The sequence below is a fragment of the Solitalea koreensis genome (genome assembly GCF_900182575.1).
In the GTDB taxonomy this organism is placed as follows: domain Bacteria; phylum Bacteroidota; class Bacteroidia; order Sphingobacteriales; family Sphingobacteriaceae; genus Solitalea; species Solitalea koreensis.
Genome location: NZ_FXSZ01000007.1, coordinates 58,649 through 80,270 on the forward strand (window position 1 = coordinate 58,649; position 21,622 = coordinate 80,270).

The 21,622-nt window shown below is 41.0% G+C and carries 14 protein-coding genes; 12 read left to right on the forward strand and 2 right to left on the reverse strand.

Features of this window, described 5'->3' with window-relative positions; translation table 11 throughout:
• Window positions 1-4: 4 nt before the first annotated feature.
• The 12 genes from FN756_RS11405 (at window position 5) to FN756_RS11460 (ending at window position 19,268) form a co-directional block, all read left to right on the forward strand.
• Window positions 5-1,564: an SLC5 family protein gene (locus FN756_RS11405; RefSeq protein WP_142604244.1), complete on the forward strand. Its 1,560-nt coding sequence runs from the start codon at window positions 5-7 to the stop codon at window positions 1,562-1,564.
• Between the two features lie 17 nt (window positions 1,565-1,581).
• The gene (locus FN756_RS11410; RefSeq protein ID WP_185955259.1) at window positions 1,582-2,019 is read left to right on the forward strand and encodes an L-rhamnose mutarotase; all 438 of its coding nucleotides are present in this window, start codon (window positions 1,582-1,584) and stop codon (window positions 2,017-2,019) included.
• Between the two features lie 139 nt (window positions 2,020-2,158).
• Window positions 2,159-3,556, forward strand: coding sequence for a sugar porter family MFS transporter (locus FN756_RS11415; protein ID WP_221929055.1), 1,398 nt, complete (start codon window positions 2,159-2,161; stop codon window positions 3,554-3,556).
• 11 nt (window positions 3,557-3,567) lie between these two features.
• Window positions 3,568-4,440 (forward strand): phytanoyl-CoA dioxygenase family protein, encoded by an 873-nt coding sequence (locus tag FN756_RS11420; protein ID WP_142604246.1) that lies wholly within the window; start codon window positions 3,568-3,570, stop codon window positions 4,438-4,440.
• Window positions 4,441-4,446: 6 nt separating this feature from the next.
• Window positions 4,447-6,666, forward strand: a complete 2,220-nt coding sequence (locus FN756_RS11425; RefSeq protein WP_142604247.1) for a glycosyl hydrolase family 95 catalytic domain-containing protein — start codon at window positions 4,447-4,449, stop codon at window positions 6,664-6,666.
• The gene (locus tag FN756_RS11430; RefSeq protein ID WP_142604248.1) at window positions 6,666-6,845 is read left to right on the forward strand and encodes a hypothetical protein; all 180 of its coding nucleotides are present in this window, start codon (window positions 6,666-6,668) and stop codon (window positions 6,843-6,845) included. Before FN756_RS11425 ends, FN756_RS11430 begins: the two co-directional genes overlap by 1 nt.
• Window positions 6,846-6,907: 62 nt before the next feature.
• Window positions 6,908-7,777 (forward strand): sugar phosphate isomerase/epimerase family protein, encoded by an 870-nt coding sequence (locus FN756_RS11435; protein ID WP_142604249.1) that lies wholly within the window; start codon window positions 6,908-6,910, stop codon window positions 7,775-7,777.
• A 152-nt stretch (window positions 7,778-7,929) separates the two neighbouring features.
• Window positions 7,930-10,242, forward strand: coding sequence for a carbohydrate-binding protein (locus tag FN756_RS11440; RefSeq protein WP_185955260.1), 2,313 nt, complete (start codon window positions 7,930-7,932; stop codon window positions 10,240-10,242).
• A gap of 254 nt (window positions 10,243-10,496) precedes the next feature.
• Window positions 10,497-12,386 (forward strand): DUF1565 domain-containing protein, encoded by a 1,890-nt coding sequence (locus FN756_RS11445; protein ID WP_142604251.1) that lies wholly within the window; start codon window positions 10,497-10,499, stop codon window positions 12,384-12,386.
• Window positions 12,387-12,455: 69 nt separating this feature from the next.
• Entirely contained in the window at window positions 12,456-15,161 is a 2,706-nt protein-coding gene (locus tag FN756_RS11450) for a glycoside hydrolase family 38 N-terminal domain-containing protein (protein ID WP_142604252.1), read from the forward strand.
• 16 nt (window positions 15,162-15,177) lie between these two features.
• Window positions 15,178-16,548, forward strand: a complete 1,371-nt coding sequence (locus FN756_RS11455; protein WP_142604253.1) for a family 43 glycosylhydrolase — start codon at window positions 15,178-15,180, stop codon at window positions 16,546-16,548.
• Between the two features lie 50 nt (window positions 16,549-16,598).
• Window positions 16,599-19,268 (forward strand): glycoside hydrolase family 38 N-terminal domain-containing protein, encoded by a 2,670-nt coding sequence (locus tag FN756_RS11460; protein WP_142604254.1) that lies wholly within the window; start codon window positions 16,599-16,601, stop codon window positions 19,266-19,268.
• Between the two features lie 184 nt (window positions 19,269-19,452).
• Here FN756_RS11460 and FN756_RS11465 read toward each other — a convergent pair whose 3' ends face one another.
• Window positions 19,453-20,349 carry an AraC family transcriptional regulator gene (locus FN756_RS11465; protein ID WP_142604255.1) on the reverse strand — a complete coding sequence of 299 codons (897 nt, stop codon included), beginning with the start codon at window positions 20,347-20,349 and terminating at the stop codon, window positions 19,453-19,455.
• Between the two features lie 294 nt (window positions 20,350-20,643).
• Window positions 20,644-21,507, reverse strand: coding sequence for an AraC family transcriptional regulator (locus tag FN756_RS11470; RefSeq protein WP_142604256.1), 864 nt, complete (start codon window positions 21,505-21,507; stop codon window positions 20,644-20,646).
• Between the last annotated feature and the right edge of the window lie 115 nt (window positions 21,508-21,622).

The following is a 21,622-nucleotide window of genomic DNA, read 5'->3' on the forward strand; positions in this document are numbered from 1 at the left end:
TATTATGAATGTAACGCTTGCTAATGTTGATTACCTTGTATTACTGATATACATTGTTGCCTTGTTTTTAATTGGTTTTTATTTGAGTAACAAAGAAAAAAACAATGCAGATATTTTTCTTGGAGGAAGGTCGCTGAAATGGTGGCAAATTGGCTTTTCTTTATTTAGTGCCAATGCCGGCCCAATGATGCTGATAGGTTTTGCCAGTATCGGTTTTTCAAATGGGGTAGTGGGAAGTAATTTTGAATGGCTTGCATGGGTTTTCCTATTGCTACTTGCCATGTTTTTTTTGCCTCACTACCTGTCAACCAAGGTTAGTACCATGCCACAATTTTTGTTGTTGCGATTTGGTAAGCCTTCTTATAATTTCCTGGTCATATACAGCTTGATCTCCATTTTGGTAGTTTGGCTAGGCAGTGCATTGTATGCAGGAGGCTTAATTATTTCTCAGATATTTAACTGGCCCTTAATGCACGCCATCATATTGATCGCCATTATTGCTTCCAGTTTTACAGCTATCGGAGGCTTAAAAGCCGTTGTTCGAACCGGAGTTTTTCAATCTCTGATTATCATTTTATCCTCTGTTATACTTACCTATTTAGGGTTAAAACGCATTGGTGGAGTATCTACATTAGTAAGCTCGGTGCCTGATCATTACTGGAAGTTGTTTCGACCTGCATCAGATCCGGAATACTCATGGATTGCAATCATTGCAGGTTATCCTGTGGTAGCTATTTATTATTGGTGCGCCGACCAAACCATTGTGCAAAAAGTTTTGGCTGCAAAAGATATAAAGGAAGGTCAGTACGGATCCATTTTTATTGCGGCTTTGAAAATCATAATGCCTTTCATTTTTATTTTTCCTGGCATTATGTGCTTTGTTTTGTTTAAAGATATTGCCAAGCCCGACAACGCCTACATTACGCTTGTTACACAATTGATGCCGCACGGCTTTCTGGGGCTTTGCATTGCAGCTCTTATTGCCGCATTGATTGATACAGTTTCTTCAGGTCTTAATTCCTTCAGCACAGTATTTACTCTTGATGTGGTATCGCAGTTTAAACCCATGGATGAGGCTGCTAAACACAAAATGGGTAAATGGCTTACTTTGATTGCTGCTGCTCTGGCAGTTGGGATTGCTTATCTGTTTTCAAAATCGGGAAAAGGCTTTTTTGAACTCAGCCAGGGTTTGGTTTCTATATTGGCGCCACCACTGTCGGTTGTGTTTTTAGCCGGTATTATGTGGAAACGGGTAAATAGTTTGGCTGCTGAAATAGTTTTATATGGAGGAGGTTTCGTTTGTTTGGTGGTAGGCGTATGCCATGTGCTTAGTTTTCCTTCAAAACAGGCCTGGCCACATTTCCTTTTGTTGTCTGTTTATCTTTTTCTTGCGCTGGCAGCAGTTATGGTTTTAGTAACATTGTTTACTAAGCCAGTTTATGATAAGTCATTACCCTCATTAATAGAAACTAACAGAAAATCGGGCCATATCTCCAAAAATGCGTGGTTGGGATGGAGTATGCTGGCCGTGGTGATGACCGCATTATATTGGGTATTCAGTTAAATAAATACAACTTGTATATGAAAAAATCATTGTTAACGAGTGTTATCTGTGCTATTGCAATTTTCTTCATTTCCTGTAGCCAAAACAAGGAGGGTTCAGTTAATACAGATAAACTGGTAGAAAAAGTTTTTGTTGTCAATATTCTCAAGGATGAACAGAAGCTAAAAGAATACCTCGATCATCATCAGCAGGTATGGCCCGAAGTAGAAGCAGGATTTAAAAAGGCCGGTTACAAAAAGATCACCTTGTTCCGATATAATCATTTGCTTGTTATGACGATCCTAGTGCCTGATAATGCTGATTTAGGAGCCATGGGAAAACTCGCTGAATCTTATAGTCCTCGCTGCGCCGAATGGAATAAGTTGATGAATGCTTATCAGACAGGAGTAGAAGGCACTTCACCTGGTCAAACCTGGGTAGAAGCGCAGCCTTTTTATAAATTCAGCAACCAATAATATCGTTTCAAAAGGCGACTTAGCCTTATTATTTAAGTTGGGCCCCAATAAGCAATGGACTCAATGTTTTTAAAGGAAAACAACGAAAAGTAGTCAAAGAGGAGAGCTTTTAATGAAGTAAATACCTAAACCATTATTTATGAAAAATTTAACCATGGAGTCGGGTGCTGAATTGACGGAACTGATTGTTCAGGCAGATTCACGCAATAACCTAAGTAAAAAATTTATCGTTTTAGTAAGTTTTGTGGCGGCCCTTGGAGGGTTGCTGTTCGGTTTTGATACAGCAATTATTTCGGGCACTATCCCCTACATCAGCACTTATTTCTCACTTAATGAATATTGGCTTGGATGGTCAGTAAGCTCCATCTTGATTGGATGCGCCATCGGAGCCATGTTTGCCGGAACGCTGGCCGACCGATATGGAAGACGGCTCACTCTGATCTTTTGTGCTTTACTGTTTGCTGTTTCGGGCATGGGTGCAGGCCTGTCACAGCAGTTGAATGTATTTATCTTCTTTCGCTTAATCGGAGGTTTGGGGGTCGGCGCTGCTGCCATGGTATCGCCCATGTACATTGCTGAAATGTCGCCGGCAAAATGGAGAGGACGACTCGTAGCTTGTTATCAAATGGCTATTGTGATCGGAATCCTTGTGGCCTATTTTTCCAATTATATTTTCGATGGATTAGGTGCCAATAACTGGAGATGGATGTTTGCCTCCCAAACAGCGCCTTCTCTTTTGTTTTTTCTACTGTTGCTATTGGTGCCCGAATCACCCCGGTGGCTCGTCATGAAAGGTAGAAGGACAGCGGCTGCAGCCATCCTTGAAAAAATTTCAGAAAGTGAGTCGATTGAAAAGGAGTTAGCAGAAATTGAAAACAGTTTTCATACAAAACACAGCATTTCATGGAAATTGTTATTCAGCAAAACGTACCGTCCGGTTGTATTTATCGGGATTATTGTAGCCGTTTTTCAACAGGTAACAGGCATCAACTCGATCATCTACTATGCGCCGGTTATTTTTAAAGAAACTGGGCTTGATAGCTCTTCATCGTTGTTGCAAACCATTGCGATCGGTGTCGTTAACATCATATCCACGTTTGTTGCGATTGGTTTGGTAGACAAGGTAGGCCGTAAAAAGCTTTTATTAATAGGCAGCCTATTGATGGGATGTTCATTGATTGCGGTCGGCTTGTGTTTTCACTATAGTTATTTCGATCATTTTATCGTACTCATTTTCATGCTGCTCTATGTTGCTTCATTTGGCGCTACCATGGGGGCCGTGGTTTGGGTCTATCTCTCCGAAATTTTTCCCAACCTCATTCGTAGCCTGGCATTATCAGTGGCAACATTATCCTTGTGGCTGGCCGATTTTGCCGTAACCCTTAGCTTTCCGGTAATGACAAAGCATTTAGGTGTGGCTTATACCATGTTTAGTTATGCTGTTTTTTGTGCGATCGCTTTTATTTATATGTTCCTTAAAGTGAAAGAAACAAAAGGCAGGTCACTGGAAGAAATTGAAACAGTATTCATCTCCTAAATAATAGTGCCATGAACAAAGAACAGGCTTACCTACGAAACGGAAGTATAAGTCAAGAAAATATAGCGTTCTATGCTGAATACGGCTACCTGATTGCACCAAGGCTTTTGTCCAACACGGAAATCAGGGAACTGAAACAAGAAACGGCTGCCATCTTTCGCGGTGAAAGAGGTTATGTGGAAGGAATGCTACCCGTTGAAAAAAATGAAACGGACGCAGATGTGCTGAAAAAATATGTGGCGATTCATTTTCCCCATAAAATTTCACCATTGATTCATACTTATTTATCGCATCAGAAAATAGTAGATGTATTGATAAATATTATTAGTCCTAACGTAAAGTGCATGCAGTCGATGTTGTTTGTAAAGGGGCCTGGAAAAGCAGGTCAGGCATGGCATCAGGATGAGTACTATATTCCTACCAGAGACCGTTCGCTCACCGGTGTATGGATAGCCATTGATGATGCAACCATTGATAATGGATGTCTCTGGATCGTGCCGGGCAGGCCTGGATATATGATGCCTAGAGTAAAAAACGATTGTAATGAATATGCCGATGTGGATACCATCGATGTATCGCACTATGCCGATAACCTTGTACCGGTTGAAGTTGAAAAAGGATCCGTTGTATTCTTTAATGGCTATACCTTGCACAGTTCTCGTCGCAATAAAACGACCGACTGTTTCCGTACTGCATTGGTGAATCATTACATGAGTGCGGAGTCCATGTTACCATGGGATCAGGATGGAAAACTGCAACCAACTGAAGACCTTAGAGATGTGGTGATGGTAGCCGGAGAAGATCCTTATGCGTGGAAAGGAACTATTGATGCCAACCAGCCTTATCTACGACCGGAAGTATTAAAGATAAAAACGGATTTGTAAAAGGCTATGCTTGAAAAAGTAAGGACTAATTTGTTAAAAATATTGGTGAGTATATTTACAGGCATTGCCATACTTGTCTACGACGCCAATGCACAAATGTATTCTCCTGCCCAAATTATTGGCAAGTACAAAAACCTTTTTTCATCGCCTCCATCCAAAACACCCGGAAGGGTGGCTGTGGACGGTCCATTGTTAGGCAATGGCTCTGTTGCCGTGGCATTGGCCGGACAACCTGAGCAGCAGGTGTATTATCTGGCCCGTAATGATTTCTGGAGATTCAAATCAGGATATGACGAATCCTTTCCTGCAGTGTTGGGAAAATTGCAGATTGATATCCCTTTATTGAAGTCTGCGCCTTACAAAATAAAGCAGGATTTGTACAATGCCGTCACGATTGCGGATTTTGCCCAAGGCAATGTTTCCGCCATTATTCAATCAGAAGTTGCTGCCACCAAAGATTGGTTGATTATTGGGATAAAGAACAATGGCAAAATTTCGATAGGAGGTAAGGCCACATTGTTGTTAAATCAACTCCGGGAAAACAAATTCCCCGACAGTACCTCTTCAGGGAACGACGAACAGGGCGTGCAATGGATACGACGTGGCTTTTTTAATGACGTAAGTATTCAAAGCCAGGCGGCTGCCGCTTTAAAAATAATTGGAAAGGATTCAAATGAGTTTTGGCTCAGACCAGGAGAGGAAATTAAGATGGTTTGTGTACTGTCAAGCAATTTTAAGGATTCCGATTGTCTTCAATTGGTTCGACAACAGGTTCAGCAAACATCGTTGCAAATGGTTAAAAGAGCCCTCAAAGAGCATCAAGTATGGTGGCACCAATTCTGGAATGAAAGTTTTGTGAGTATTCAAGATTCCATCATTGAACACCAGTACTATAGGTCTCAGTACAATATGGCCTCTTGTAGCCGTGATCCTAAATTCCCACCAGGCATTTTTGGTAGTTGGATAACCCATGAAATTCCTAACTGGAATGGCGACTATCACCTCAATTACAATTATACGGCGCCATTTTACGGTTTGTATTCGTCGAATCATTTACAACAGGCAATGCCTTACTACCAGCCTTTGATCGACTTTGTTCAAAGAGGAAAATATTATTCGACAAAGATTGCGCAAAATCCGGATGGGGTATTATATCCCGTTGGTATCGGCCCATTGGGTATAGAAACCACCCGCAAGAATAAACTCATGAATTATAAGACTGAGGACGAGGGTTTGTTTTTTGGACAAAAAAGCAATGCGGCTTATTGTGCAGTCAACATGTCCATGCACTTTTACAAAACCTATGATACTCTGTTTACGAAACAGATATATCCGTTCATGCGGTCTGTTGCCATCTTCTGGCAGCACTACCTGAAAAAAGAAGGTGACCGTTATATCATTGAAAACGATGCCATCCATGAAGGTACGTTTGGATCGATGAACCCTATTCTTTCACTAGGCTTGGTTCGCCAGGTATTAAAAACAGCCAGTGATATGAGTATACTGTTGAATGTAGATAAACAGTTAAGGGATAACTGGAAAGAGAAGATGGATCATCTTTCCGGATATACACTACAGGTTAGAAACGGAGAGACTATTTTTAGATATACTGAAAAAGGAACGGACTGGTGGCGCGACAATACCTTGGGTATTCAGCATATTTATCCTGCCGGACAAATTGGACTGGAAAGCGACAGCATTCTGCTGCAAGTGGCCAGGAATACTATTAAGGTAATGAACAGGTGGATGGATATAAATGGGTCCAATAGCTTTTTCCCGGCAGCGGTTAGGGTAGGATATAATGCCGATACCATTTTTGCCAAACTGCGCAGTTATAGCTTGCACACTTATCCCAACGGGTTTCAACTAGGTAATCCACATGGTATTGAGAATTGCAGTACCGTGCCCAATACCATCAATGAAATGGTATGTATGTCAAACCAAAATGTATTGCGTGTATTTGCCGTTTGGCCAAAAGAATTGAATGCTGGCTTTTCCAATATCAGGTGCGACGGCGCTTTTTTGGTTTCATCCGAATTAAAAAATAAAGAGGTTAAATACTTGAGGGTAGTAAGTGAAAAAGGATTGGATTGTGTTTTTCAAAATCCATGGGAAGGTAAAGCCTTAATTATTAAAAGTAATAACAGAAAGGCATACAAGCAGAGTGGGGAAAGAATTAAGCTGTCAACATTAAAGGGCGAAATATTACTCATTAAACCAGGGTGATGCGCCTAAATTGGCATCTGGCGGACAAACCATCTGAGAATAAATTACTATGGAGAAAATACTCAAAGAACAGATTGATGCACGATAGTGCTCAAGATATTGAGGTGTTTCCAGTATCTGACAAAGGGAAAAAACTGGATCGCCCTGGAGGTTATGCGCAACGTTTGATTGTGCAATAAAGAGTAGCCAGGTTTGCTAGCGTTCTGATGTAATAAAAATTTAAATCTAATTTATAAACACTATGGAAATTCAATTTTATTGCCCACGCTGGGGAAGCGAAAATTTAAGTTGGGAAGATTTTTGTCAAAAAGCCAGCAATGCCGGTTATGATGGTATTGAAGTTGGTTTTGCTCAAAATGATACAGCTGCAGGATTTATGCAAATATGGAACACCGCTGAAAAATATAAACTAAAGGTCATTATACAACACTACGACACCTGTGATGCTGACTTTTCAAAACATTTTGATCTGTATTGTACCTGGCTCGAAAAAGTAAAGACGCTTCCATGTGTTAAGATTAATTCACAGACCGGAAGAGACTTTTTTAGCGTTGAACAAAATACTGCATTGATAGAAGCTGCTTTGCAGGTAAGCAAGCAAACCGGTGTTCAAATCGTTCATGAAACACACCGTAATAAATTTTCATTTGCCGCCCATATAGCCAAAAATTACTTACATGAAATTCCTGATCTGAAGCTTACACTCGATGCCTCACATTGGGTGTGCGTGGCCGAATCATTTTTAGAAGATCAGGTAGAGGCTTTGGAGCTGGCTATTGAGCGTGCCGAGCATATACATGCAAGAGTAGGTTATCCTTGTGGCCCACAGATTCCGGATCCACGGATGCCCGAATGGCAACATGCGTTAAACATGCATTTAAACTGGTGGGACAAGGTAGTAGAACGCAAAAAAAAGGAACAGTCCGTATTAACAATTACTCCAGAGTTTGGTCCATCTCCATATATGGTTTATCTACCCGGAACCCAAACTCCCCTTTGTGACCAATGGGAGGTGAATGTTTACATGATGGAGCTGTTGAGAGAGCGATACGCTAAGGGCTACAATTCATCGCAAATGGGCGTTCTAGCTAACCAAACTGAAAAAATATAAAATAAAGGATGAAGGCAAAGCAATGCCTTCTTTTCCTGTTATGGATGTTTCCTGTACCCGACGACTCGACGCATGGAAGTAAGAATCCATGAAAATTCGATTTCTAAAAGATATGATAATGAATTCGTTGCATGTGCAGTTGTGTTTTAACTATGAGAAGATTATTGTTTACTCTGCTGGTCTTGAGTACCATCTCCGTTTTAGCAAAAGATAAAACTGGCCGCAAACAAACGACCTATAAAGAATACCATGTGGCGGTGAATGGGAATGACAAAAATGTTGGATCCTTAGCAAAGCCGTTTAAAACCATCAGGGCTGCAGCCAATAAAGCAATGCCCGGCGATGTAATTACCGTACATGCGGGTATTTACCGTGAACGCATTGATCCTCCCCGTGGAGGTTCTTCTGATAAGGAACGTATTACTTATCAGGCGGCTTCTGGCGAAAAGGTTATCATCACCGGTTCAGAACCCGCTAAAGGATGGGAAAAAGTACAGAACGATACATGGAAATTAACCTTGCCAAATTTATTTTTTGGGCAGACAAATCCTTTTGATGAAGAGATTTACGGCAGTTGGTATCAAGGAAAGGGCAAGCCTAATCATACAGGTAGCATTTATTTGAATGAAAATCGCATACGGGAAACATTTTCGCATGATGAGGTTATAAAGCCGGCAGGTAAGCAGCCATTATGGTATGCGGAAGCCGATGGTAACGGAGGTCCTATACTGATGAACTTTGAGTGGATTAGACCTCATGGAGGAGCGCAAATGACTTCTATGCAAGCATCGGTGGAAAATGGCGACCAGGCAATATGTGCATCTGTTCTTGACCGCTGGCCTTTTGGTTATCTTAAGAATGGTTCTATCCTTCATTTTGATGGCGTGGACTTTGGAAATGGAACGGATGTATTGGATTTTCAAGCGGCTACGCTCGCTAAAGGAGGCACTGTTGAAATGCATCTGAAAAATCCAGATGGAGAATTATTAGGTTCAGCATTGGTAACCAACACTGGTGATTGGGAGAAGTTTGCAGTATTCAACCTGAAAATGCTGCGAGAGCTCTCAGGGAAACAAGATGTATGCTTTATCATCAAAGCTCCTGCACTGAAATCTGATGGTAAGACAACAATATGGGCGCAGTTTCCTGGGATAGTTGATCCCAATAAGACAGCGGTGGAAATTTCAGTTCGTTCACAAGTTTTTTACCCCAGTAAAACAGGAATCAATTATATCACTGTGCGTGGTTTTACACTTGAGAATGCCGCCACCAATTGGGCTTCTCCATCAGCAGAACAGCCGGGGCTAATCGGACCGCGTTGGGCAAAGGGCTGGGTAATCGAAAACAACATTATACGCAATTCACGCTGTTCGGGCATATCGCTTGGGCGTCCCACTTTCGGGCATTCTCACCACTACCAAAAACTTCCATCAAAAGTCTATCCCGAACCCAATGGAGGTCAGACTGAGCAACAGCTCATCGACTATTTCGAGAACGCTTCCTGGACAAAAGAGGAGGCAGGGTTTCATATCATACGCAATAATCAGATTTATGATTGTGGTCAGGCAGGTATTGTTGGTTGTAGTGGAGGCGCATTCAGTCTTATTGAGGGTAATGATATACATGATATTTGCCTCGGAGAGACGTTCGATGGCGCTGAAATGGCAGGAATCAAGCTTCATTTCGCTATTGATGCTGTTTTGAGAAATAATCATATTTACAATACTATCCGAGGGCTTTGGTTGGATTGGGGATCACAAGGAGCACAAATAATTGGAAATGTTTTTCATGACAATAATGCTGCAGAGGATGTATTCATTGAAGTGTGTCACGGCCCAATACTTTTTGCAAACAATATTTTACTTTCTCAACATCCGGTTAATTTAGGAGCTCAAGGCATCGCAATGGTTCATAATTTTATCAATGGTACTATTTCAGGCGGAATGGATCGTTGTGCCGGAGGACGATACTCATTTTTATACCAACCTCATACAACTATTTCTGTAGGAAAATCAGCTAACTCAGGTGGTGACTGGCAGTGGTACAACAACATCCTGACTGGTAAAGCCGCCTTAGGTAAATGGGATGAACCTAAGTTACCAGTAAAATATGCCGGTAATGTTTTTACTAAAGGAGCAAAAGATTTGGCAAATGATCCTACTGCCTTGATTTATCCTGATTTCGATACAAACGTTCGGATTGTTCAAAAAACGGAAGGTTGGTATTTGTCGTTGAAAGTTTCGTCCGATTGGAAAAAGGAAACAAAACGTAAGCTAGTAACAACTGAAAGTTTAGGAAAGGCAGCTATTCCAAACCAAGGTTTTACTAATCCAGATGGTTCTCCAATTGCAATTGACTATGATTATTTCGGTAACAAACGCAATCCTGAAAACCCTTTTCCTGGTCCGTTCGAATTGTCAGGTGATAGTAACCAGGAGATTAAGGTTTGGCCGAAGAAGTCCTAAGGCGAAATAATTATTTGAAAATACAGATGGTTCATCATTAAAAATCGATACCGATTATTTGGGCAACAAGCGCAAACGGCCAATCCTTCGCCCGGTGTTTTTGAAATAATGAACAACGGGAAGAAAAAATAAAGGTGTGGTAAAACCTAGTGGTTAGTAAAAAATGCAGTGCTTTTTTCGAGTAATGGGTTTATATGATTGAACAAAAAAATAACTAATTAATCAACTTAAAGCTTTTAGTATTATCGCCAAGTATGAAGAGAATTTTAACCTTATTACTTGCTTTTAGCAGCTTTTCTGCATTAGCAAAAGAATACCATGTGTCAGTAAATGGAAACGACAAGAATGATGGCTCTCTAGCCAAACCGTTTAAAACCATTATGGCGGCCGCAAATGCAGCATTGCCGGGAGATGTGATTACCGTTCATGAAGGTATTTACCGTGAACAGATTACGCCACCCCGTGGTGGTAATTCCGATAAGGAGCGAATCGTTTATCAGGCGGCAAAAGGTGAGAACGTGACGATAAAAGGGTCAGAAATCATCAAAGGTTGGAAGCAAACAGGAGCCGATACCTGGATGGTGAAAATACCGAATCAGTTTTTCGGAAAATTCAATCCGTTTAAAGAATACATCCACGGCGATTGGTTTTGGCCCACACCTAAAGAAAGAAAATACCTGAGAGGCGCTGTGTATCTGAATGGTGATTGGTTAATGGAAGCCGCGAAAAAGGAAGAAGTATTAGGCGCATTTGATGGGAAAAATCCGCTTTGGTATGCATCTGCTGATGCTGATACTACTACTATTTGGGCGCAGTTTAAAAACGTGGATCCCAATAAGGAATTGGTGGAAGTCAATGCACGTGAAACGGTTTTTTATCCTAATAAACCCTTCATGAATTTTATAACCGTGCGAGGTTTTACCTTGGAACAAGCTGCCACGAATTGGGCGCCGCCTACAGCGGAGCAACAGGGACTTATTGGGACGAATTGGAGTCGTGGTTGGGTGATTGAAAACAATACTATTCAGTATTCCAAATGTTCAGGGGTTGCACTGGGTAAATATGGCGACGAACACGATAACAATCAAACTGAATCGGCCGAAGGATATGTGGGTACGATCAAAAGAGCATTGGCTTTCGGTTGGAACAAAGGAACTATTGGGGGGCACATTGTTCGTAACAATACGATAGCCTACTGTGAGCAAACTGGTATCGTAGGCAGTATGGGTTGTGCTTTCAGCATTGTGCAGGGTAATACTATTCATGATATTCATATACGTCGCCAATTTACCGGTGCCGAAATGGCCGGTATCAAGTTTCATGGCGCTGTGGATGTGCAGATCATGAATAACCAGATTTATCGGTCTGAGAAAGGGATATGGCTCGATTGGATGGCACAGGGAACACAAGTAAAAAACAACCTGTTGTATGAAAACGATCTGGATATGTTTATCGAAGTGAACCATGGTCCTACGTTAGTAACTAATAACTTGCTGCTTTCTAAGCTGAGCTTGCTGATGAATACCAATGGGGCCGCTTTCGCACATAATATATTTGGAGGAGCTTTTAGCGTCTATGGTTATGATGCCCGTTTAACGCCTTACCTAAAGCCTCATTCCACTTTTATGAATGCGCTGCATGATAACCCGGGCGGCGATATGCAATTCATGAACAACTTGTTTGTAATGAAGGCTAATGCAAAGCGCTATGATAATGCTCTGCTTCCGGTGACCATGCAGGGGAATGTGTACACAAAGGGTACAAACCAGGGCCCTCCAGTTGACTTTTATAAATGGGGAACGGGTCTTAATGATTCTTTGAAAGTGCTGTGCAAGGACAAAAAGGTTAACGGCGAGTTGGATAAACAGGATTTTGACGCAGACGCAAAACTCATCAAAGAAAAAGATGGAGTTTACCTTGAAATCAACCTCGATAAAAACTGGCTAGCAGAACAAAAAAGAAAACTAGTGACAACTGAAACGTTGCAACCTGCCATCATCCCTAATTTGCCATTTGAAAATACCGATGGTTCAGCTCTAAAAATTGATACGGATTATTTTGGCAACAAACGTAATACTGAAAACCCTTCGCCCGGCGCTTTTGAAATAAAGAATACTGGCAAACAAAAAATAAAGGTGTGGTAAAACTTATGATCATTGTCAAATTGCGAAATGCTCAGCTTTTGACAAATCAATTTAATCCAATGCACAAAAATGAAAACTTTACTTTCATTATTATCAGGCAGATATAAAGGCAATTCAAGGAAGTTTGCCCAATGCATCTTTCCGGCCATGCTGTTGATGGCCGCTCTTCAAGCTTCCGCTCAAACCTATATTAAATCACCAATCCCAGTACCAGCGCCGCCCTCTAATTTACTGCCCGGAAAAAAGGCACCTGCGGTTACAGATATCTGGGTGGTGTTTAAAACCCATTGCGACCTTGGTTATACTATGTCGGCAAGTGCAGTATTTAAGAAGTATCGTGAAGATATGATGGATAACGCCATCCGCTTGATAGAAGCTGATAAGAAAAAACCGGTTGATGAAAGGTTTAAATGGACCATTGCCGGATGGCCGATGAAAGTGGATATCCTTGGTCCTTTACAAACACCTGAGCGAAAACTGAAAGTGGAGCAGGCACTAAGGGAAGGTGCAATAAGTGTGCATGCTTTGCCGGCCACTATAGAATCAGATGTAATGGAATTGGAAGACTATGTACGCGGCTTGGAATTTTCCTCTCAAATTGCCCGTGAATATGGTCATAAGTTGCCCATTGCTGCGAAGATGACAGATGTACCTGCCCATAGCTGGTTGCTTCCCACTTTGTTACATCATGCGGGTATAAAATTTATACAAATTGGTTGTAATTATACTGTGCAGCCAATGTCGCTTCCTCAACTTTTTTGGTGGGAAGGACCCGATGGTTCAAAGGTGCTTTGCAATTACACTCCGCATTATGGTTCGGGTGTAAAACCTCCTGAGAACTGGCCTTCAAAAAATTATTTGGCCGTAATTATGACACATGACAATGAAGGCCCGCCTCCATCTAACGAGATTGAAGCAGTTCAAAAACAAGTAGCAGACATGAAAGGCGTTCGCTTGCATTTGGCCGATTTGGAAGAATACGCAAAAGCTTTATTGATTGAAAATCCGCAAGTGCCAACTATTCGTGGCGATATGGTTGACCCATGGATACACGGTGTAATGGCCATGCCTCAGGAATCAAAAACAGCCAGAAACATTCGTCCACTTGAACCGGCATTAGATGTATTGAATACGCAACTGAAAGCATGGGGGATTGCAACTTCTTCTGCAGCGCCGTCATTGGCAAAGGCTTATGAAAACAGCATGCTCTTTAGTGAACATACATTTGGTGCCTGGGCACCAGGAACCGGATTTTTTTCAAAAGATGGAAAGACGGAAGTGCCAGTAGCAGATCGATATAAATACAATGATGATTTCATCAAAGCAAGGAAAGAGGGCTTTTACGAAAAATTTGAATCCAGTTTTAAAGATAAGGCCCGGTACATCAACATTACAGACAGCATTATTGGAACAAACTTCAATGCACGCATGAGCCTTCTGGCCAAAAACGTAAAAGCTAGTGCTGGCGATTTACTGGTGTATAATCCTTTGCCATGGATGCGAAGCGGAGTAGTGGATTTTAATGGTGAAAAAATAGTAGCCGAAAATATTCCGGCAAATGGATACAAAGTAATCAAGAACACTGCAACAACCTTTACTTCAACAAGTGATAATACGGCGATCCTCAATACAAAATTCTATATAGCAAAGTTTGATAAGAAGAAAGGCGGAATCATTTCATTAATTGAAAAAGCAACCGGCAAAGAATTGGTGGATCAACATTCCAATTACGTGTTGGGTCAATTTCTGCATGAACGCTTCAGCTATGCACAAACTGAGGATTATCACAACAGAAATTATGTGATGAACAATCCATTAGCCGGTCTTAAACCGAATTTGCCTAAAGATATTTCCTATTTGGCCACAAGGCTTACAGATTGGAAAATGAAAACAGAACACTCACCCGTTGCCGATAAGGTTACATTGGTTACGGTGAACGCTAATCCTGTAGCTCAATCAGTTTCCATCGAATTCACCTTCCCGAAAGCATTTTCTTATGTGGATGTGGAATGGAAAATAAATAATAAAATACCCAATACGGTTCCGGAGGGAGGCTGGTTATGTTTTCCTTTAAATGTTGATCAGCCTAAGTATTTAGTGGGCCGTTTGGGTGGTGCTATGGATTTAGCGAAGGATCAGATTGTTGGAGGCAACAGATATCTATATGGTGTACAAACAGGAGCATCTCTAATTGGATCCGATCAATCAGGTGTTGGTATTTGTGCCATTGATGCACCTTTGCTCAGTTTTGGCCAGCCGGGACTCTGGAAATACGATTATGATTATTTCCCTAAACAGCCTTCTGTATTTGTGAACTTGTACAACAATATGTGGAATACCAATTTCCCTTACTGGACTGAAGGATCATGGAGCGAACGTGTTCGCATATGGAGTGTCAAACAAGGAGAAAAGCCTTCAGAAAACCTGGCTGTACAATCATGGGAAGCCAGACTGCCTCTTATGGCCATGGCTGTTGCTGGAAATGGGAAAAAGCTTCCTGCCGAGCAAACAGGTATTTCTGTATCGCGTAAAGGAGTCTTGATTACTGCTTATGGTAATGATCCTGATGGTAATTATGGAACCTTGTTGCGCTTATGGGAGCAGGCCGGGAAATCTGGGGAGGTTACGGTTTCGTTGCCTGGGCATCTGCATTTCACTAAAGCTATACCAGTAAACCTTAGGGGAGAGGTAAGTGGAAAGGCAATACCTGTCAAAAACGAAAAAATTATTTGTGAGATTAAGGAGTTCGGGCCTGTAAGTTTTATCCTGGAATAAGAGCAATAAATAATTCATGAAAAAAGAATATCGTTTAATAGTGAAACTTTGCCATTCATTACTATTTATTACTGCTTGCCTCACTTCGTCAGTCGTTTTTTCGCAAAATCCGATTGTGCCACCAGGTGTTTATATTGCCGACCCGGAAGCACATGTAGGAAAAGATGGCCATTTGTATGTATATGGTTCCTTGGATGAATCAAATGGATACTGGTGCTCGCACCGTCATTTCATATTGTCTAGCCTCGATTTGAAAACCTGGAACATCGAAACGAATGCATTTAGTTCTAAAGGGAAAAATGATGAGGTTCCCTATACTAATGAACTTTTATTTGCGCCCGATTGTGTTACTAAAGGCGATTCATCATATCTGTATTATTGTATGCCCAGTGGAACCTTCACCGAGGGAGTAGCTGCCGCTTCGTCGCCGCTTGGTCCATTTGAAAACGGCACTCATTTAAAAGGCGTCTATCAAATTGATCCGGCTGTACTGCTTGATGATGATGGTCAGGCTTATTTCTATTGGGGGCAAACAGCGCCCAAAGTGGCAAAGCTAAAACCCAATATGCGGGAGATTGATACAACAACAATCACTAATTGCCTGGCCGGAAATTATGAAGATAATTATTTCAATGAGGGGGCATCCATCCGAAAAATAGGCAAGTTGTATTACCTCATTTACGCTTACGGTGGCCGACATAATACGCGTTACCAGTGCACATCCTTGGCCTATGCAACCAGTACTTCACCCATGGGGCCGTTTCAATTTCGGGGTGTAATCATCGATAATTATGGTTCAAATCCGGTGATTGAAAACAACCACGGATCTATACAAAAGTTTAACGGTCAATGGTATGTTTTTTATCATCGTCCATCAGCAGGCTTAAAGCAATTTAGGAAAGCATGTATAGAGCCTATAAAAATTGAAAAGGATGGTAGTATCCGGGAAGTGGAAATGTCTTCACAGGGAGCGTCAGGGCCCTTGCCTGCCAATATGCAAATTCAAGCTGAATGGGCCTGCCAAATGAGTGGCAACGTCCGATCACAAGATTTTCAATCTGATAATCTCTGGTTTGGGAAACTGGCAAACTTGAAAAACGGAGACACAGCGGTATACAAGTATATTCAATTTGGCAAGGCTACGAAAAATTTCGTTTGCAAAACATTGGGAGGGCATGGCAACGGAAGCGTGCAAGTATGGGTGAACGATGGGCGGAAAAAAAGAATGGTAGCCGATTGTGAAATAAAAGCATACAATAAAGAAGATTCATACCAAATTGTTAGTGCGACACTGAATGAGTCTGTAGAAGGCAAACAGGCTGTAACGCTTTTGTTTAAAGGGTTTTCAGAAATGCCTTTGGATTTTGATTGGTTTTATTTTTATTGATGGTTCGTTGGTAATAAAAAACTATTGTTTAAAGCTAAAATGTAATTGTAATGACAAGAAAAAAAACTACAGTACTTTTTTTTATGGTACTCTTCAGTTTAGCGGCAAAGGCGCAACCGTCGAGTGAAAAAAAGACTATCAATTCAAAAGTGACGGATATATGGGTGGTTTTTAAAACACATTTTGATCTCGGGTTTACAGATCTCCCCGAAAATGTATTTAAGCGGTACCGGGAAGAAATGATGGACAATGCATTAACCGTAATAGAGAAGAGCCAAACGCAACCAAAAGAAAAGCGTTTTTCCTGGACAGTTTCAGGCTGGCCCCTGCAGGCGCAAATACTTGGCCCGTTACAAACACCGGAACGAAAAGCAAGAATTGAAAAAGCAATAAAGGAAGGAACACTTGTTGCTCATGGCCTTCCTTTTACCACACATACAGAGTCGTTGGATTATGAAGATTTGGTGAGGGGCTTGGGTTTTTCTTCAGCGGTTGCAAGGAAATATGGGCTTCCGTTGCCTATCAGTGCAAAAATGACGGATGTGCCAAGTCATTCCTGGATCTTGCCTACCTTGCTGAAAAATGCGGGCATTCAATTTTTACAATTAGGCTGTAATCCTGCCAGTCAGTATCCTCGTTTTCCCGAGCTGTTCTGGTGGGAAGGAGCCGATGGGTCAAAAGTATTATGCAACTATACCCCACTTTATGGTTCTGACATCAGGCCAACGCCTAACTGGCCTTGTAAGAACTACCTGGCCATGCAAATGACAGGTGATAATCACGGGCCGCCAAACTCAAAGGAAATTGATAAGCTGCTTGTTTATGCTGCCAAAGAATTACCCGGAGTGAAAATCCACTTTGGTACACTGGATGATTTTGCCAAAGCCGTACTTGCCGAAAAGCCTGATCTGCCAACCGTAAAAGGTGATTGTCCCGATACCTGGATTCATGGCCTGCAATCGAATCCTCAGGAAACAAAAATTGCTAGAAATATACGCCCCTTGGAGCCAGCTCTTGATGTCTTGCATACGCAACTGAAATCTTGGGGCCTCTCGGTTGTACCTGTTGCTGCAAAGCTGAACAAAGCGTATGAACAAAGTCTTTTATATGCCGAACATACCTGGGGGATGAATGCGGAATACGGCCCTCGTTATGCTTATGGTGATGCATGGAAGAAATGGATGGATGAAGCAGCGGCAGAACCGGTTCCCGAAGACGGCAACTACGCCTCGCTGATAAATAGCAATCACAAAAATACCACAATCGGAAGTAAACGAAAATGGCTTCGTTCATACGATGATAAACGTCAATACATTCTTAATGCCAATGACATTGTAAGCACAGAACTTAAAACTGAACTTGATTTATTGGCGGCATCGGTTAATAAGCAAGGAAAACGTGTGGTGGTATATAATCCTTTGCCATGGAAACGATCGGGGATGATTGAAAACCCATGGGAAAAAGGAAAATACTTCTATGTGAAAGATGTGGCTGCTTCTGGTTACAGCACGTTCTCAATGAATGAATTAAATGAAGGTGCCGTTACCAGGGATGAAGCAACAACCTTTAGTACTCCTTATTTCAAAGTGGTTTTTGATTTGAAAAAAGGAGGAATCGCCTCTTTAATTGAAAAATCAACCGGTCGTGAGTTGGTAGATCAATCATCGAAGTATGTTGTTGGGCAGTTTTTGCACGAACGTTTTAGCGCTAATGAAGTGGATAAATGGTTTAATGCCTACAGTCGTATCAAAGATGGTTGGGGTTTAAATGATCTTGGAAAACCTGGAATGCCTAAAGAAATTCCTTATTTAACCTATACACCAAATGCATGGAAAATAAACGTTATGCATGCTGCTGTTGCAGACATTGCCACATTAACAGCGGTATCAACAGATGGTTATGCAAAGGGGTATACCTTAACGTTTACCTTCCCTCACAACGCTGCTTATGTAGATGTTAAGTGGGCAGTAGACTCAAAAACTCCCGAAAAACAAGCTGAAGGAGGATGGTTATGTTTTCCATTCAGTGTGGAGAAACCGAAGTTTACTGTTGGTCGTTTAGGTGGTCCAATCGATCCTGCAAAGGATATTGTACCAGGCGCCAACAGACACCTTATGGCAGTAACTACTGGGGCGGCAATTACCCAGGCTAATAAATCGGGTGTAGCATTAGCCTCTGCCGATGCTCCTCTGTTAAGCTTTGGTGAACCGGGGCTTTGGAAATATTCCATGGATTATGTACCAACGACTCCATCTGTATTTGTAAACCTTTACAATAATATGTGGAATACCAATTTCGCTTTATGGCAGGAGGGTTCATGGAGCGAAAGCGTGCGTATCTGGCCGGTTGACAAAGGTACGCAGACAGTTGCCAACCTGTCTCAATATGGATGGGAAACACGTTTGCCATTGTTAACCGGTGTGGCGGATGGTCAGACTGGAAAATTACCTGCCACTAAAACAGGCATCTCTGTTTCAAGGGCCGGCATTTTAATAACTGCATTTGGTGAAAATCCTGATGGTAATGGCACTGTGTTACGTTTGTGGGAGCAGGCTGGCAACAACAGCTCGTGCAAGGTTACCCTTTCTGAGAATCATTCCTTTAAAACAGCCCGCTTTTGTAATCTGCGAGGGGAGTTTCTGTCGAAAGAATTTAAAATTAATAATACCATTGATGTACCTATTAACGCTTATGAACCGGTAAGTATCCTTTTGAACTAGTTTCTTGAATGACCATTCTTCAAGCTAATAAATGGGAAGCCTTGGAGATGGAATTAAAGTACAGTAGAGACAGGAAATTTCGCTGGGCCGTTTGTGAAAGAAACGAAAAAAGGTTAGTAAATCAGTTTTACTAACCTTTTTTATATAGTACAAAAAAGTCTGTATTCTTTTCAGAAGTATATTGTTAGGCAACTTGCATTTTTTTGGTATTCTCTGTTTCAGGCATTCTGTACTGATTCAAAAAGTCGCGTGGAGATAACCCCTTTGATTCTTTAAAATGTTTGTTGAAGTTAGAAATGTTGTTGTATCCGCTGTTATAACAACATTCGGTAATATTATGGCCCCCTTTAAGCAATAGTTTTGCAGCATAACTAATTCTTACTTCCTTTACAAAATCAATTAATGTACGATTGGTTTTGGCCTTGAAAAAGCGACAAAAGGCTGCTGGCGACATGGGGATAAGATCTGCAACCTCTTGCAGTGAAATATCTTTCTTAAAGTTTCTGAAGATATAATCATATACTTTATTTATTTTTTGTGCTTCGCTTGAACTTTCAATGCTATTGAAATAAGGAGAAGATAATACCTGGCTCGTGTCAGATTGCGCCAGGATGTCAAGTAACCTCAACATCAATGCAACCCTTGCCATTCCTGTTTCAACGAGCATTTCCCTCATTACCTTTTTGGCTTTTTTTATTGTTGATCCGGTAAATAAAATCCCTTTTGAAGCTTTACAGAACAACTCTGATAATTGTTTAGCCTCCGGTTTTTCTAATAATTGTTTGCCCAAAAAATCAGGAAAAAAACGGATGACAGTTCTCTGCGGAGGACTCATTGGATCTGGTTGTTTATCACATTGCCAGCAATGGGGTAGGTTGCTGCCTAGTATCACCAGTTCTGTTCCTTCAAAGTTCTGAATATGATCGCCAATAAAACGTTTGCCACTACAGTTTTCAAGTAAGGTAATCTCAAAGTTTGCATGGGACTTTAAGGTATGATGTTTTTTTATTTCAAATGGTTCAGCACTGATCGAAAAAGATTGGTCAACTGGGAATGTGTAGTTTTCGTAGATGCATTGCATAAATAGATATATGTGTTTTGGTTTTGATCTAAAGTAAATAAACTTTTTGTAAAAACGACACTAACCAATTTTAAAAAAAATACTAAATAATGTTAAAATAAGAGTGGTTTATGATGCTCTTAAATTATTAACGAGTTGAGAAAAATCGTATAGAGCTCTTTAAGAGGAGCATGAAGCTCCTCTTTTTTGGACGAATAAAACGGAGTTAAACTGATTGCAACAAAAAAAACAGGCCATCGCTTTTGATGTCCCGTTTTTTTGTAAAACTTTTCAAGATACATTTTATGCTTTTTCTCAAGCAACTTTATACTGATTCAAAAAGTCGCGTGGCGATAGTCCTTTTGATTCTTTGAAATGTTTATTGAAATTGGAAATGTTGTTATACCCGCTGTGGAAGCTTGCTTCTGTAACATTATGCTTGCCTTCGAGCAACAGTTTTGCGGCATGGCTGATCCGCACTTCTTTTATAAAGTCGATAAGGGTACGGTTGGTTTTTGCTTTAAAAAAACGGCAGAATGCTGATGGTGTCATGGGAAGTAAGTCTGCTATCTCCTGCAATGAAATCTCTTTTTTAAAATTTTGGAAGATATACTCAAATACTTTATTGATTTTTTTTGCCTCTTCCGAAGATTCCACACTATTGAAATAAGGCGAAGACAATAATTGGTAGCTATTGGATTGGGAGAGTAAATCCAACAAACGCAGCATTAATATTGCTCTTGACATCCCTGTTTCTAATAGCATGGTGCGCATGATCATTTTTGCTTTTTCTACAACAGGGCCTGTAAATAAAATTCCTTTTGAAGCTTTGGAAAATAGTTCATTCAATTGTTTAGCTTCCGGCATTTCCAATAATTGCTTGCCCATAAAATCGGGAAAAAAGTGGATGACTATAGATTGAGGGGCTACCATGGGTTCCAGCTCCTGGTAAAAATGCCAGCAATGCGGCAAATAGCTGCCCAGCAATACAAGCTCCGTTCCTTCAAAATCATCAATATGATCTCCTATGAAGCGCTTGCCTTTACAATTTTCGAATAAGACAATTTCAAAGTTTAAGTGTGACTTTAATATGTTGTTTTTCTTCATTTCTACCAGATCTGTTCTGATCGTAAAGGATTGATCGGGAGGAAAGCTAAAGTTTTCGTAAAAGTACTTCATGGTCGAAAGGTTTAGTAAACAAAACTAACAGCTGATTTCAATTTTGCAACTGCAGTGATAAAATAAATGCCTTTAAGCAGGTGTCATGTTGATAGCTTTCGTGTTAGAGTCATAA